General features: G+C 68.0%; 15 protein-coding genes, 1 tRNA gene and 1 pseudogene. 4 read left to right on the forward strand and 13 right to left on the reverse strand.

The genetic code is table 11. The features are described from left to right. Positions 1–150: 150 nt before the first annotated feature. The 3 genes from F6X53_RS30605 to F6X53_RS30615 are packed head-to-tail and all read right to left on the reverse strand — an operon-like array spanning position 151 to position 3225. Positions 151–1677, reverse strand: a complete 1527-nt coding sequence (locus F6X53_RS30605; protein ID WP_151005470.1) for a tripartite tricarboxylate transporter permease — start codon at positions 1675–1677, stop codon at positions 151–153. A gap of 33 nt (positions 1678–1710) precedes the next feature. Next, a complete protein-coding gene (locus F6X53_RS30610) occupies positions 1711–2208 on the reverse strand; it encodes a tripartite tricarboxylate transporter TctB family protein (RefSeq protein ID WP_151005472.1) in 498 nt (165 codons plus the stop codon). A gap of 30 nt (positions 2209–2238) precedes the next feature. Then, entirely contained in the window at positions 2239–3225 is a 987-nt protein-coding gene (locus tag F6X53_RS30615) for a Bug family tripartite tricarboxylate transporter substrate binding protein (protein WP_151005475.1), read from the reverse strand. A 462-nt stretch (positions 3226–3687) separates the two neighbouring features. Between F6X53_RS30615 and F6X53_RS30620 the strand changes: the two genes are divergently transcribed. Continuing rightward, positions 3688–4092, forward strand: coding sequence for a GFA family protein (locus F6X53_RS30620; RefSeq protein WP_151005477.1), 405 nt, complete (start codon positions 3688–3690; stop codon positions 4090–4092). Positions 4093–4160: 68 nt separating this feature from the next. Here F6X53_RS30620 and F6X53_RS30625 read toward each other — a convergent pair whose 3' ends face one another. Further along, positions 4161–4535, reverse strand: coding sequence for a hypothetical protein (locus F6X53_RS30625; RefSeq protein WP_151005479.1), 375 nt, complete (start codon positions 4533–4535; stop codon positions 4161–4163). Positions 4536–4707: 172 nt separating this feature from the next. On the opposite strand from F6X53_RS30625, the gene F6X53_RS30630 reads away from it, so the two are divergent. Next, on the forward strand, positions 4708–5154 hold the full coding sequence (locus F6X53_RS30630; RefSeq protein ID WP_151005481.1) for a DUF1810 domain-containing protein: 447 nt from the start codon (positions 4708–4710) through the stop codon (positions 5152–5154). A gap of 213 nt (positions 5155–5367) precedes the next feature. Then, a complete protein-coding gene (locus F6X53_RS30635) occupies positions 5368–5892 on the forward strand; it encodes an NUDIX hydrolase (protein ID WP_238297954.1) in 525 nt (174 codons plus the stop codon). Positions 5893–5980: 88 nt separating this feature from the next. Here the strand turns inward: F6X53_RS30635 and F6X53_RS30640 are convergent, their stop codons facing one another. The 4 genes from F6X53_RS30640 to F6X53_RS30650 all read right to left on the reverse strand — a co-directional run bounded on the left by F6X53_RS30640 (position 5981) and on the right by F6X53_RS30650 (position 7371). Beyond that, the gene (locus F6X53_RS30640) at positions 5981–6214 is read right to left on the reverse strand and encodes a hypothetical protein (RefSeq protein ID WP_151005485.1); all 234 of its coding nucleotides are present in this window, start codon (positions 6212–6214) and stop codon (positions 5981–5983) included. 80 nt (positions 6215–6294) lie between these two features. Next, positions 6295–6855 carry a thermonuclease family protein gene (locus tag F6X53_RS30645; RefSeq protein WP_151005487.1) on the reverse strand — a complete coding sequence of 187 codons (561 nt, stop codon included), beginning with the start codon at positions 6853–6855 and terminating at the stop codon, positions 6295–6297. A 122-nt stretch (positions 6856–6977) separates the two neighbouring features. Then, positions 6978–7139 carry a hypothetical protein gene (locus F6X53_RS32815; protein WP_191971076.1) on the reverse strand — a complete coding sequence of 54 codons (162 nt, stop codon included), beginning with the start codon at positions 7137–7139 and terminating at the stop codon, positions 6978–6980. Positions 7140–7188: 49 nt separating this feature from the next. Further along, a complete protein-coding gene (locus tag F6X53_RS30650) occupies positions 7189–7371 on the reverse strand; it encodes a hypothetical protein (RefSeq protein ID WP_151005489.1) in 183 nt (60 codons plus the stop codon). Positions 7372–7806: 435 nt separating this feature from the next. Between F6X53_RS30650 and F6X53_RS30655 the strand changes: the two genes are divergently transcribed. After that, positions 7807–7881 (forward strand) — tRNA-Thr (locus F6X53_RS30655). A 95-nt stretch (positions 7882–7976) separates the two neighbouring features. Here F6X53_RS30655 and F6X53_RS30660 read toward each other — a convergent pair. The 5 genes and pseudogenes from F6X53_RS30660 to F6X53_RS30680 all read right to left on the reverse strand — a co-directional run. Continuing rightward, a pseudogene (locus F6X53_RS30660) lies at positions 7977–8116 on the reverse strand (IS5/IS1182 family transposase); the annotation flags it as partial. A 97-nt stretch (positions 8117–8213) separates the two neighbouring features. After that, positions 8214–9617, reverse strand: coding sequence for a dihydrolipoyl dehydrogenase (gene lpdA, locus F6X53_RS30665; protein ID WP_151005491.1), 1404 nt, complete (start codon positions 9615–9617; stop codon positions 8214–8216). A 60-nt stretch (positions 9618–9677) separates the two neighbouring features. Continuing rightward, positions 9678–10424, reverse strand: coding sequence for an SDR family oxidoreductase (locus F6X53_RS30670; RefSeq protein ID WP_151005497.1), 747 nt, complete (start codon positions 10422–10424; stop codon positions 9678–9680). 16 nt (positions 10425–10440) lie between these two features. Further along, entirely contained in the window at positions 10441–11754 is a 1314-nt protein-coding gene (gene odhB, locus F6X53_RS30675; RefSeq protein WP_151005493.1) for a 2-oxoglutarate dehydrogenase complex dihydrolipoyllysine-residue succinyltransferase, read from the reverse strand. A 93-nt stretch (positions 11755–11847) separates the two neighbouring features. Next, the gene (locus F6X53_RS30680; RefSeq protein WP_151005495.1) at positions 11848–14832 is read right to left on the reverse strand and encodes a 2-oxoglutarate dehydrogenase E1 component; all 2985 of its coding nucleotides are present in this window, start codon (positions 14830–14832) and stop codon (positions 11848–11850) included. Positions 14833–15065 lie beyond the last annotated feature (233 nt).

The following is a 15065-nucleotide window of genomic DNA, read 5'->3' on the forward strand; positions in this document are numbered from 1 at the left end:
AGAAGCACGCGGGAGATCGCCCACGAGCAGGCCGAGGCGGTCGGAAAGGCGGAGGCCGACATCCTGAGCGGCTGAGGGCTCGTCGCGCCGCCCACAACGGGGCAAATCCTCACGCCGGAGCGCGGTCCCTGTCCTAGCGACGCCCGCGCGTCAGGGCGAGGCCGGCGCGGCCCGTGCCAGCCCGATCCTGCGGGCGATCAGCTGCCGGACCTGGCCCAGCGGCCCCCAGAACAGCAGCAGCAGGGCGAGGATCATCAGCGTCGAGACGAGGCCGTTCGAGAAGAAGATCGAGAGGTCGCCGCCCGACCCGAGGAGCGCCTGCCGGAACGCATCCTCGGCGCGGTCGCCGAGCACGAGGGCGAGCACGAGGGGGGCGAGGGGATAGTCGAGCTTCTTGAACACGTAGCCGACGATGCCGAAGACCAGCATCAGCCAGATGTCGAAACGCGAGGATTCCACCGTGTAGGCGCCGATCGCGCAGACCACCAGGATGATCGGCGCCACCAGCGCGAAGGGAATGCGCATGATCGCGGCGAAGACCGGCACGGTGGCGAGCACGATCAGCAGGCCGGCGACGTTTCCGAGATACATCGAGGCGATCAGGCCCCAGACGAATTCCTTCTTCTCGATGAACAGCAGCGGGCCGGGCTGAAGGCCCCAGATCATCAGACCGCCGAGCAGGACCGCGGCCGTCGCCGAGCCCGGGATGCCGAGCGCCAGCATCGGCAGCAGGGCCGAGGTGCCGGCGGCGTGGGCGGCGGTCTCGGGAGCGAGCACCCCCTCGACCTCGCCGCGCCCGAACGCCTCGGGTGTTCGCGAGAACCGCTTCGCCAGTCCGTAGCCCATGAACGAGGCCGCGATGGCCCCGCCCGGCGTCACTCCCATCCACATCCCCACCACCGAGGAGCGGAGCAGGGTGGCCCAGTAGCGTGGCAGGGAGGCCCAGGTGCGCAGCACCACGGCGAGGTCCATGGCCGCCCGCTTGCCCTTGAAGTGCAGGCCTTCCTCGATGGTGAGGAGGATCTCCGACACGCCGAACAGGCCGATCACCACGACCAGGAAGTCGAAGCCCTTCATCAGCTCGGGGGAGCCGAAGGTCAGGCGCAGGTCTCCCGAGATCGTATCGAGGCCGACGGCCGCGAGCAGGAAGCCGAGCGCGAGGGACGCCACGATCTTGGCCTTGTTCTCGCGGCCCGTGCCGATGAAGGAGCAGAACGTCAGGAAGAAGACGCCGAAGAACTCCGCCGGCCCGAAGCGGAGGGCGAATTTGGCGACGAGGGGCGCCACGAAGGTGATCAGGATCACGCCCGAGAGGGCGCCGATGAAGGAGGCCGTGAAGGCCGCCGTCAGGGCCTCTCCGGCCCGGCCCTGCTGCGCCATCGGGTAGCCGTCGAAGGTCGTGGCGACCGACCACGCCTCCCCCGGGATGTTGAACAGGATCGACGTGATGGCCCCGCCGAACAACGCACCCCAGTAGATCGAGGACAGGAGGATGATGGCCGAGGTCGGATCCATCCCGAAGGTGAGCGGCAGCAGGATGGCGACGCCGTTCGGGCCGCCGAGACCGGGCAGGACGCCGACCACGATGCCGAGCAGCACGCCGACGATCATGAACAGGACGTTGTGCCAGGTCAGCGCGACCTGGAAGCCGAGAAGGAGCTGGTTGAGATCGTCCATCGTCGATGTCTCTGGAGGCGGCCGTTCGCGAGGTCAGTAGCCGAGCATGGTCTCGAGCGGCCCCTTCGGCAGGGGAACCCGGAATTGCAGCTCGAACACCCAGAAGATGATCAGCGGTGTCAGCACGACGGCGAGCAGGGTCTGCCACCAGCGGAACGAGCCCAGCATCACCATGAACAGGGCCATGAACAGGGCCGAGGCCACGTAGATGCCCACGAAGGCGATGGCCAGCACGTAGAGGAAGAGCGGCACGAAGACCTGAGCCACGAGACGCAGCTGGCTGTAGGTCACGAAGACGCTCTCCTCGCGGCGGAGGGCGCTCACGAGGGTGGCGATGGCCGCGATGACGAGGATCCAGGCGACCCGGGCCGGGAAGAAGCCGTTCTCCGGTCCGTTGTCCCAGCCCGCGCCGCGGCCGTAGGAATCCCACAGGGCGAGCCCCGCGACGCCGAGCAGGGACAGCGCCACGAGGGTTTCGACGAGCCGGCGCGAGATGCCGCGCTCGGAGATCGGGGGAGAAGCGTCCACCATGACAGGCCTTTTGCGCGTCGGACAGGGAGACTAGTTCGTCGCGATGAAGCCGGCCTTGCCCATCAGGTCCTTGTGCTTGCGCTCATCCTCGACGAGGAAGTCGACGAAGGCTTGGCCGGAGCGAAAATCGGGCACCAAGGCATTGCGCTCGAGATAGGCCTTCCAGTCCGGCGTCTCAGCGACCTTCTGGAAGAGGTCGACGTAATAGGCCTGCTGCTCCGGCGTGACCTTGCCGGGCATGAACATGCCGCGCAGCATCTGGTAGGTGACGTTGAGACCCTGTGAGGGGCAGGGCGGGATGTCGGACCACGCCATGTCCGCCGTGACCTTCTGGGTGTAGGCCATGGGCTTCGGCGAGAACACGCAGAGGGGCTTCACGGCGCCGGAGCGCCAATTGGCGATCTCCTCGGCCGGGTTGTTCATGTTGGCATCGATATGCCCGCCCGCGAGCTGCACCGAGGACGGGCCCCCGCCCTGGTAGGGAACGTAGGTGATCTTGACGCCCGCAATCTGCTCCATGGTGACGGAGATCAGATGGTCCTCGCGCTTCGAGCCGTTGCCGCCCGTCTTGAGGGGTGGAGCCGCAATCCTGGCAGCCTCGATGAAATCCTTGGCCGTCTTGTAGGGCTTCTGGACGTTCACCCAGAGCACGAACGCGTCCTGGGCCATCATCGCCACCGGCGTGAAGTCCCGCCAACTCACCGGAAGCTTGGTCGCGAGCGGCGTCATGTAGATGCCGCTCGATGTCGTGATGAGCTTGTGCGGGTCGCCAGCCGATTTCTGGATGTCGAGCATCGCCTCGCCGCCGGCGGCCGCAGGCTTGTTCACGATGATGATCGGCTGCTTGACGAGGTTGTTCTTCTGAATCGCGCCCTGGATGGTGCGCGCCATCTGGTCGGACGAGCCGCCCGGCGGGAACGGGACGATGATCTCGATCGGCTTCGTCGGCTCCCAGGCCTGAGCCGAGGCAACCGGCAGCAAGGCGGCCGCAATCGCGGCTTTCACGGCAACTCTCATGGCGTTTCCTCGCGAAGTGCTCTTGTCGGCACTGTCTCTGTCGAAGTTATTGGAAGATCGTCGCACTCCGCAAGCCGGGCGTCGAGCAAGCATCCTTCGCCGATTACAGCGCGGGCCGCCGCTTCTTCCCGAGAACGGGATGCGCGGGATGCTGATCAGGACCAGCCATGACATCCTTCTCACAGGTTTTTTGAACTTTGTATTATTCAGTATGTTCACGCAAGAGGCCCGGTCTGCCGTCGAGATCTCCGCGATTTTTTTAAATAGCCGAGGATCAAATCTCCGGCGACGACGTGTGAGGTCGAGGTTCTTCGCCGCGGCCCGGATGCATGGCAAGATCGTGACCGATGCCCGGCCGCGTCCCCGAGGCCTGGCGGGATAGGATGTCGCGAGCAAGCGGCTTGAGCCCGCTTCAGTGATGTCTCAAGAATTCGGGTGCGTTTCGGGTGGAGCGGGATCGCCATGACACTGACCGGAAGCTGCCTGTGCGGGGACGTGCGCTACGAAGTCGATCAGCTCGACATGCCGATCGTGCACTGTCACTGCGTGACCTGTCGCAAGGCCCATGCGAGCGCCTTCGCGACGACCGCCGGTGTGCTGCGCGAGCATTTCCGCTGGACGGCCGGCGAGGACAGGCTGCGGGCCTATCCGTCCTCGCCCGATAAGCTTCGTCACTTCTGCTCCCAATGCGGCACGCATCTCGTTGCGGAGCGGCCGGCGCAGCCGCATGTCCTGCTGCGGGTGGCGACCCTGGACGAGGATCCCGGCCGGCGGCCGATGCTGCACATCTGGACCTCGCATGAGGCACCCTGGCTCCTGGACGAGGCCGACCTGCCCCGGCATGCCGAGTGGCAGCCCGGACGCTGAGGTTTGATGCTGCAGGGCCCTCGGGTGCGGCGGCCCCGGCCCGCCCTCATCTCCGATCGGGGCGCGGTTCAGGTCCGCGCGGCGACGGGCTGGCCCGCGACGCCATAGCCCAGCCTCGCGGCCTTCTGGTTCACCAGCCCGAACCGCAGCACCGCCTGCTCCAGGTAATCGATGGCCGCGATGAGGTGATCGCGCGCCGCGCCGACTTCCTCCGCTCCCGCGTCGGGCGGAGATTCGGCCAACATCACGGCCGCGATGAGCACCCGGTCCCGCTCATCCTCGATGCGCCGGTCGCGCTCGACATGGCCGCGCACCTCCGCATCGAAGGTCTCGAGCACCGCCCACGGGAGATCGTCCGCCCGGATCGAGCCCGGATAGTTCATCGCGCGGCGGCGCGCATGGGCCGCCGCTTCCCTGACGGTCTCTGCGAGTTTGGCGTCCATCGCGGCCTCCGGCACCCATCGTGATACCCGCACCACGCAAACGCGCCCCGCCACGGTGACGGTTCCGCCGCATCGCCCCGCGCGTTCGGGGTCCGGGCCGGTTGTTCGGCCCGCCGCCGCATCACATCTTCAGGGTGCGCGGCCCAGCGGCCCGGAGCAAGGCAGAGGCGCCATGGCGGTCGAGAGGACGGTCGAGGATACCGGGAACCTGGGGCGGTTCGTCGAGGCTCAGCGTGGCGTCCACGAACGGGCCCTGAGTGAGATCCGAAGCGGACGCAAGACGAGCCACTGGATGTGGTTCATCTTCCCGCAGATCGCGGGCCTCGGCCACAGCCCCATGGCCCAGCTTTACGCGATCACCTCCCTGGCGGAAGCGCGCGCCTATCTGCGTCACCCCGTGCTCGGCGAACGCCTGCTGGCCTGCACGCAAGCCGCGAACGGTGTCACGGGGCGCTCTGCGCGCGCGCTGTTCGGTTCACCCGACGACATGAAGTTCCGATCGTCCATGACGCTGTTTGCCCGGGCGGCGCCGGACGAGCCGGCCTTCGGCCGAGCCCTCGCGACCTATTTCGAGGGCGAGCCCGATCCGCTGACGCTCGCGAAGCTATCGTCCGGGTAAGCGTGATAACAGGACCCTTGCGACAGGTCCTGCCTCCTCGCACGTTTGCGGGGCCGATCCGTACGGCTTTCTGGCCCGCGCGCAACGCCGCCGGTGGTCTCGGGTCTGCGCGGAGGCCACCGAGACAGGTTCAATGGGGTGAGCACCCGGCGCTCACGGGGGGCCGAGACGATGCGCGACAGGAATTGGACGGTGCGGGCATCGAGGCACGCGGTGCGTGATCGCTGGATCAGCCTGCGCGCCGACGATTGCGTGACGGCGTCGGGCGCAGCCGTCGCACCCTATTATGTGCTGGAGTTTCCCGATTTCGTGCATGTGCTGGCGCTGGACGAGGCCGATCGAGTCGTTCTGGTGCGGCAATACCGGCACGGTTACGGGGGCCCGAGCCTCGAACTCCCCGGTGGCGTGATGGATCCGGGCGAGACCGATATTCCGGCGGTCGCCGCCCGCGAGTTGCGCGAGGAGACCGGCTATGTCGGCGCGAGCCTGACGCATCTCACCACGTTGAGCGTCGATCCGGCCCGCTACGCCAATCGTCTGCACCTCGTGCGGGCGACCGGGGTGGTCGCCGGAATGGCGAGCCCGGAGCCGACGGAGGATATCGAGGTGGTTCTCGTCCCGCGCGACGCGGCGATCCGCTTGGCGCTCACGGGCGGGATCGTCAACGCCGCGCATGTCGGGCTGCTTCTGATCGGCCTGACCGATGGGACCGAAATCCCGGTTCTCTCGCGACCCTGAGGCATCCGGGCGGCGTGGGTCGCTGCGGTGAAGGGCGGGCGGAGGAGCCGGGCTTGCCGGCAATCTCCGCCACCCGGATCGGGCATCGTCAGGGCGTTCCGAGGAGTTCCAGCCAGACATCGCCCAGGTAGGCGGCGATACGCCGCCCGGCACCGTCGTCCTGGCACTCGATCGTGTAGGTCACCTTGCATGGCCTCGCGTACAGCTCGCGGAAGAATGCTTCCGCCAGGAGGCAAAGGCCGCGCTCGGTGCAGGCTTCGACCACGGTTTCCTGGCCACCGAAGTCGATCCGAACCGCAAAGTCCCGTGCTGGACGCCTCATCCCGGTCTCCCGAGCAGACCCCACTCCTGATGCAACCCGGGAACAGGCGAAAGGGTCAGAGGCTGAGGCGTTTCTCGTGATCAACGCCGGCTCGGTACGACGGTGGACGGGATCGGCGCGCGCTGATCCGCATCCGCGGCGGCGATCCGTCTCGCCGCAGCATAGGGGGGCCGCCGGCGTCCTGCAGGATCGTCGAAGACGCCAGCCCAGAGGCCGCGACGCCGGGCCCAGGCCAGCTTCTCCTCAGCCAGATAGGGGGTCGAGGCGAACCGGTGCGCCGTCGCGTATCCTTGCGCGGCCATCCATGCGCTGAGATCTTCCGCGCCCCTGCGGCAGGTCGCGATCAGGCGCCCGTCCTGATCCGCCTGATGCGGCTCGCACGAGACCGTCGCATCCCCGATGGCATCCGTCAGCGCGCGTGCCGAGATCGCCCCGCAGGCATAGTTCTGACCGTTCGCGCCGAGGCAGACCTGTTCGAGGCCCGGCGCCGCGATCCCGTGCAGGCCGATGACTTTTCCACGGAGGCTGAGGGTATCGCCATCGAGGACGACCGCGCGTCCCGTCATGGCTTCGCCGGACCAGGACATCTCCGGCGTCATGAGCGCGAGCAGACCTAGTCCGGCAAGCAGGGGCCGCCGCATCGCACGCCTCGCCACGAATGTGAGTTCTGGACCACTTCCGCACCGGCCGCTCGTCAATTCGGCCGGCGGGCCTCGGACCCAGGCACCCTACGGCGCGGGGCGGTTCCCGACCGTGATCTCCCTCACGTTGGGAACTCGGCCGGCGCGTTGGATGCGTAGCATCGGCGGACCGCTTCGAGGAACGCGACTCGCTGGTCGGAGGTCAGGCGCGCCAAGCGTTCCTCCAGCAAGGCCCTGGCGGCGACCGCGTCCGGATGCGTCTCGACCTCGGATTCGGTTGGCATGACTATCCTCCTGCGCTCCGGCGAGCCTTCGGCCCTGGATCGGGCCGCCTCATTTCTGCCAATGGTCACGCCGGATCTTCCCGAGCAGGACAATCGACGCGAAGAGGGCTGCGGCAGCGCTGTCGCCTAGGGCAATTTCCGGCTCGTCCGGCACCGCGACCACCCACACCACGGCGGTCGCCGCGATGACGATGGCAGCCAGAATGGCCAGATTCCGCGCGTGCCCCTTCATGCGCGCGGCGCCACGCGAGACTGCCTGAGGCTTTCGATGTGCCGACGTGTCATGCCTGCCTCTCGGATGCCGACTGATGCGGGCAAATCTCCGCAGCCGGACGCGCTGCTCGGACGTGCTCGCGGGAATCGCTACCGCCACCACGGCGCCTCAGGAATGCGGAATCCCTGGTCCGCGCCTGAAGGCCGCCACCATCGCGGCGCGGCGCCCGCGTTGGTCTGTCCTGGGCGTCCAGCTTAGGACACCTGCCTGGCTATGCAACCTGAGGATCTCAAGGCCTGCGTCCCGACCAACCGGGAAGCGCGTTTTCATCGCCGCCCCGGGGGAACGCGCCGCAATCCCACCGCTGCCGGAGACGCGCCGGCACTCGAAAATGCCGGTTCGGAGCCGTCGGGTTGAATGCCCGATCCATGGCTGCTAGCAAGCGAGGCGCGGGCCGGTGTAGCACAGCGGTAGTGCAGCGGTTTTGTAAACCGAAGGTCGGGAGTTCGATCCTCTCCACCGGCACCAGCCCTTTTGCAATAATCACAGCTAGTTGCCGGTCTGATTGAGGATCGGGTGACCCACTGCTACGCAGGGCTGCTCCGCAATGGTCCTCTGCAGGCTGGGTGACCGGGTGGGTCGCGGCGTTCTTCGCTGAAGCTGTCGCGGATGGCCGAGAGGTCGAGCGCCCCCGCACCATGTCGCGCACGAAGTGCGCCCGGCGCCCGGGCGGCACGAATTCGTACAGCCAGGACGGCAGCAGCCAGCCCTGATCGACGTCTCAGAAGCGAAACACCTTGCCCAAAAGCCGCGTGAATCACCCCTGAGCCGCGCCGTCGAGACCCTGCCCGGACGGGCTCCTAGATGTGGATCGCGCGCTTGCCGACCGCGAGGGCGGCTTCCTTGACCGCCTCGGTCAGCGTCGGATGGGCATGGCAGGTGCGGGCCACATCCTCGGCGCTCGCGCCGAACTCCATCGCCACCGCGACCTCGGCGATGAGGTTGCCCGCATCGGCGCCGACGATGTGCACGCCGAGCACTCGGTCGGTGGCGGCATCCGCCAGGATTTTCACGAAGCCGTCGGTGGTGTGGTTGACCTTGGCGCGGCCATTGGCGGTGAAGGGGAACTTGCCGGCATTGTAGGCGATGCCGTCCTTCTTCAATTCCTCCTCTGTCTTCCCGACCGAGGCGACCTCCGGATAGGTGTAGACCACGTTCGGGATCACCGCGTAGTTTACGTGGCCCGACTGGCCGGCGAGCAACTCGGCCACCGCGACACCCTCGTCCTCGGCCTTGTGGGCGAGCATCGGCCCCGCGATCACGTCGCCGATGGCGTAGATGCCCGTCACGTTGGTGGCGTAATGGCTGTCCGTCTGGATCCGGCCCTTGTTGTCGACCTGCACGCCGACCGTCTCCAGCCCGAGCCCGTCGGTATAGGGCACGCGGCCGATGGCGACGAGCACCACGTCGGCCTGCAGCGTCTCGGCGGCGCCGCCCGCGGCCGGCTCGACCGTGACGGTGGCGCCCTTCTTGCCGAGCTCGACGCCGGTGACCTTCGAGGACAATTTGAAGGTGATGCCCTGCTTGCCGAGGATCCGGTGGAACTGCTTGCCGACCTCGCCATCCATGCCGGGCAGCACCCGGTCGAGATACTCGACCACCGTCACCTCCGCGCCGAGGCGGCGCCAGACCGAGCCGAGCTCGAGGCCGATCACTCCCGCCCCGATCACGACGAGCTTCTTCGGCACGCTCTCCAGTTCCAGGGCACCGGTCGAGGAGACCACGACCCTCTCATCGATGGTGACGCCGGGGAGTTTCGTCACGTCCGAGCCCGTGGCGATGACGACGTTCTTCGTCTCCAGGAGCTGGTTGCCGCCATCCTCGGCGATGACCTCGACGCGCCCGGCGCCCGCGAGGCGGCCCGTGCCGCGATAGCTGTCGACGCCGTTCTTCTTGAGCAGGAACTCGACGCCCTTGGTGTTGCCGGCCACACCCTCGTCCTTGAAGGCCATCATCTTCTTGAGATCGAGCTTGGGCGCGCTCACGATCACGCCGAGATCGGCGAAATGCGTTCCCGCCTCCTCGAACGCCTCGGAGGCGTGGAGCAGCGCCTTGGAGGGAATGCAGCCGACATTGAGGCAGGTGCCTCCATGCGTGGCCCGCTTCTCGACGACCGCCGTCTTCAACCCGAGCTGAGCCGCACGGATGGCGCAGACATAGCCGCCGGGGCCGGTGCCGATGACGACGAGATCGTAGCTGCTCATGGTCCGTTCCTAAAAGTTCAGATCAGTGGCCGGTGAAATCCGCCCGGAGAATCCTGGCGCTCACCGGCCGCCCGTGACGTCGACGATGGCCCCGGTCATGTAGGCTGCCTCCTCGGAGAGCAGCCAGACGATGGGGCCGCCGATCTCCTCGGCGGTGCCGGGCCGCTGCATGGGAATCAGGGGCGCCAGCGCCCGGGCCCGGTCCGGCTGGCCGCCGCTCGCGTGAATCTCGGTGTCGATGATGCCGGGCGCGACCGCGTTGACGCGGATGCCCTCCGGGGCGACCTCGCGGGCGAGCCCGACGGTGAAGCTGTCGATCGCGCCCTTCGAGGCGGCGTAGTCGACATATTGCCCCGCCCCGCCGAGCTTGGCCGCCACCGAGGACAGGTTGACGATCGACCCGCCCTGTCCGCCGTGGCGGGTCGACATCCGCCGCACCGCCTCCCGGGCGCAGAGCAGGCTGCCGACGACGTTGATGGTCATCATCCGCCGCAGGCGCTCGGCGCTCATCGCGTCGACCCGCGCGGCGACATCGACCACGCCCGCATTGTTGACCAGCGCCGCGACCGTGCCGAGCCGGTCGGCCGCCGCGAACAGGGCGAGCACGTCGGTCTCCACGCCGACATCGCCCTGCACGGCCACGGCTTGGCCCCCCTCGGCCTCGATCGCCGCGACGACCTGACGGGCGGCGGCCGCATCCGAGACGTAGCTCAGGCAGATGCGGTAGCCGGCGCGCGCCGCCAGGATCGACACGGCGCGGCCGATGCCACGGCCGCCGCCCGTAACGACCGCGACCCTGTCGGCGATGTCCGGCACGAAGGCCTCAGAGGTCCAGCACGAGCCGGGCGGGATCCTCCAGAGCCTCCTTCACCCGCACCAGGAAGGTCACGGCCTCCTTCCCGTCGACGATCCGGTGATCGTAGGAGAGGGCGAGATACATCATCGGCCGCGCCTCGATCTTGCCGGCGCGGACCACCGGGCGCTCCTCGATGCGGTGCATGCCGAGGATGCCCGATTGCGGCGCGTTGAGGATCGGCGTCGACATCAGCGAGCCATAGATGCCGCCATTGGTGATCGTGAAGGTGCCGCCCTGCATCTCGTCGATGGAGAGCTTGCCATCGCGGGCCTTCTTGCCGAAGCCCGCGATCTTCTTCTCGATCCCGGCGATCGAGAGGTCGTCGGCATCGCGCACCACCGGCACCACGAGGCCCTTATCGGTGCCGACCGCGATGCCGATGTGGTAGTAGTTCTTGTAGACGACGTCCTGTCCGTCGATCTCGGCATTGACCGCCGGCACGTCCTTCAGCGCGCCGATCACCGCCTTGGTGAAGAAGCCCATGAAGCCGAGCTTCGTGCCGTGCTTCTTCTCGAAGATATCCTTGTACTGGGCGCGCATCGCCATCACGGCACCCATGTCGACGTCGTTGAACGTCGTGAGCATCGCGGCAGTGTCCTGCGCCTCCTTGAGGCGGCGCGCGATGGTCTGGCGCAGCTTCGTCATGCGCACGCGCTCCTCGCGCGCGGCATCGTCCGGCGCGGAGGGCGCGCGCGGCAGCGTCGGCTTGGCGTCCCGGGAGGGCTCGCGCTGCGCCGGTCCCTTGGCGAGCGCGGCCAGCATGTCGCCCTTGGTCACGCGGCCGTCCTTGCCGCTGCCGTTGACGCTGGCCGGGTCGACGCCCGATTCCCGGGCGAGCTTCGCCACGGCGGGGCCGTTGTCGCCCGCCGGGCGAGCGCCGGCCGGGGCCGCCTCCCCGTGGTTGCCGTAGCCCGCGGCCGAGTCCCGGGCGGGCGCCTGCTCGACGGACCTGGTCTCGGCGGCCTTCTCCTTCGGCGCCTCGCTGCGGCTCTCGGCCTTCGTCTCGGATCGGGCGGCCTCCTTGGGCGCGGCCTTGGCCCCGCCCGCCTCGACGATCGAGCCGAGGAGCGCCCCGGGCTCCACCGTCTCGCCGTCCTTGACCAGGATTTCGCCGAGTTCGCCGGCTGCCGGCGCGTTGACCTCGAGCGTCACCTTGTCGGTCTCGAGCTCGACCAGGGGCTCGTCGGCCGCCACGGTGTCGCCCGGCTTCTTGAACCAGCGGCCGATGGTGGCCTCGCTCACGGATTCGCCGAGCGTCGGGACGAGGATGTCGGTTGCCATGGGTCTTCACGCCGGGGTTGGGGCCGGCTCGCCGGCCCGGAAAGGGAGGCGGCGCCGGCTCGAGGGCGCCGTCAGGTCAGGGTCGCAGACGGCTCAGACCGCCAGGGCCTCGTTCAGGAACGCCTGGAGCTGGGCCTGGTGCTTCGACATCTGGCCGACCGCCGTCGAGGCGGAGGCGGGGCGGCCGACATAGCGCACGCGCTTCACCGCGGCACCGGCCTGGCCCAGCACCCATTCGAGATAGGGCTCGACGAAGGCCCAGGAGCCCATGTTCTTGGGCTCCTCCTGGCACCAGACCACCTCGGCATTGCGGAAGCGGCTCATCTCGGTGGCGAGCGCCTTGAGGGGGAAGGGGTAGAGCTGCTCGACGCGCATCAGGTAGACGTCGCTGACGCCGCGCTTCTCGCGCTCCTCGAACAGGTCGTAATAGACCTTGCCCGAGCAGAGCACGACGCGCCGGACCTTGTCGTCCTTGACGAGCTTGACGCCGCCCTCCTCGTGCTCGGCATCGTCCCAGAGGATGCGGTGGAAGGTCGAGCCCTCCGCGATCGCGTCGAGGGAGGAGACCGCCCGCTTGTGGCGCAGCAGCGATTTCGGCGTCATCAGGATCAGCGGCTTGCGGAAGTCGCGCTTCAGCTGCCGGCGCAGGATGTGGAAGTAGTTCGCCGGCGTCGAGCAGTTCGCCACCTGCATGTTGTCCTCGGCGCACATCTGCAGGTAGCGCTCGAGGCGGGCGGAGGAATGCTCCGGACCCTGCCCCTCGTAGCCGTGGGGCAGCAGCATCACGAGGCCGGACATGCGCAGCCACTTGCGCTCGCCGCTCGAGATGAACTGGTCGACGACGACCTGCGCGCCGTTGGCGAAGTCGCCGAACTGCGCCTCCCACAGGACGAGGGCGTTCGGCTCGGCCAGCGAGTAGCCGTACTCGAAGCCGAGGACCGCCTCCTCCGAGAGCATCGAGTTGATGACCTCGAGATTCGCCTGTCCCTCCCGGATCCCGTTCAGCGAGGTGTAGCGCTGCTCGTTCTCCTGATCGATCACCACGGCGTGGCGCTGCGAGAAGGTGCCGCGCTCGACGTCCTGACCGGAGAGGCGGACCCGGTGGCCTTCGAGGAGCAGCGAGCCGAAGGCCAGGGCCTCGGCGCTCGCCCAATCGATGCCGACGCCCGTCTCGACCGCCTTGGCGCGGTTGTCGAGGAAGCGCTGGATGGTGCGGTGCAGGTGGAAGCCGGGGGGCGCCTGGGTGATCTTCTGGCCGATCTCCCGCAGGGTCTCGGCGGGCACGCCCGTCTGCCCACGGCGGGGATCGTCGACATCCTCGCGCACGGCCTTGAAGCCCGACCAGCGGCCGTCGAGCCAATCGGCCTTGTTGGCCTTGTAGTTGCCCGCGACGTCGAGCTCGCCGTCGAGCAGCGACCGGAACTCGGCCTTGCGGGCATCGAGCGCCTCCTGCGTCACGGCGCCGGATTCCACGAGCTTGCGCCCGTAGGTCTCCAGCACCGTCGGGTGCTTGCGGATGCGCTGGTACATCTTCGGCTGCGTGAAGGCCGGCTCGTCGCCCTCGTTGTGGCCGAAGCGGCGGTAGCAGAGCATGTCGATGACGACGGGCTTGCCGAACTTCTGGCGGTACTCGGTCGCGACCTTCGCGGCAAAGGTCACGGCCTCCGGATCATCGCCATTGCAGTGGAAGATCGGCGCCTCGACCATCTTGGCGACGTCCGACGGGTAGGGCGAGGAGCGCGAGAAGCGCGGATCGGTGGTGAAGCCGATCTGGTTGTTGATGATGAAGTGGATCGAGCCGCCGGTGCGGTGGCCCTTCAGCCCCGAGAGGCCGAAGCACTCCGCCACCACGCCCTGGCCCGCGAAGGCGGCGTCGCCATGGATCAGGAGCGGCAGCACCTTCTTGCGGTCGACATTCGGCTTGGCGAGCTGATCCTGCTTGGCGCGGACCTTGCCCAGCACGACCGGATCGACGATCTCGAGATGCGACGGGTTGGCGGTGAGCGACAGGTGGACGTTGTTGCCGTCGAAAGCGCGGTCCGAGGACGCGCCGAGATGGTACTTCACGTCGCCCGAGCCCTCGACCTCGGCCGGGGAGGCCGAGCCGCCCTTGAACTCGTTGAAGATCGCCCGAAAGGGCTTGGCCATCACGTTCGAGAGCACGTTGAGGCGGCCGCGATGGGCCATGCCGAGCACGAGCTCCTCGACGCCGAGCGCCCCGCCGCGCTTGATGATCTGTTCCAGCGCCGGGATCATCGCCTCGGAGCCGTCGAGGCCGAAGCGCTTGGTGCCGGTATATTTGAGATCGAGGAACTTCTCGAAGCCCTCGGCCTCGATCAGCTTGTTGAGGATCGCGCGCCGGCCTTCCGGCGTGAAGGAGATCTCCTTGTCCTTGCCCTCGATGCGCTCCTGGATCCAGGCCTTCTCGGCGGGATCGGAGATGTGCATGAACTCGACGCCGAGCGTCTGGCAGTAGGTGCGCTCCAGGATCTTGACGATCTCGCGGATCGTCGAGAATTCGAGACCCAGCACGTTGTCGAGGAAGATCGGGCGGTCCCAATCTGATTCCTGGAAGCCGTAATGCTGCGGGTGCAGTTCCTCGTGGTCGCCGCGGGGGGCAAGGCCCAGGGGGTCGAGCTTGGCATGCAGGTGGCCGCGCATGCGGTAGGCGCGGATTAGCATGATCGCGCGGACCGAATCCTTGGTGGCCTGCTCGACGGAGACGCCGGTCCTGGCGACGACGGCGGCCCCCTCGCTCGCGCCCGGCTTCGCCTCGCCCTTCGCGCGGATCTTCTCGCCGACGGCCTTCTCGAGGGCGCTCCAGTTGCCGTCGAGGGCCGAGACGATCTCGCCATTGGCCGGAACCGGCCAGTTCGGCTTCTGCCAGGAGGCGCCCGCCGCGTTCTTCTCGACGAGCGTCCCGTCCTCGCCGAGCGACTTGAAGAAGCTCTGCCACTCGGGGTCGACCGAGCCCGGGTCTCTGGCGAACGCCGCCTGGAGTTCCTCGATATAGGCGGCGTTGCCGCCGTAGAGGAACGAGGTTTCGAGGAGGGCTTCGTTCACGTCCTGACGTGCCATCGTCCGTCCATCCTGCCGCTGCGCGGGGGGCACGACCGCGCCGCGATCGCTTCCCGCTCACCTGTCCGTCCGCATCCTTCGCGGCCGGCTCACGACCGCACCGGAATGCGGGGGTCTATATGGGTTCCGCATGGCTGCGTGCGCTGCAGGGCAGCCGCGCGGGGTTGGTTCAGCCTTTGAGGCGTTCGACGAGGGTGGATCCGAGGCGGGCGGGCGAGGGAGAGACGCGGATG

It is taken from the genome of Methylobacterium soli (genome assembly GCF_008806385.1).
GTDB classification, from domain to species: domain Bacteria; phylum Pseudomonadota; class Alphaproteobacteria; order Rhizobiales; family Beijerinckiaceae; genus Methylobacterium; species Methylobacterium soli.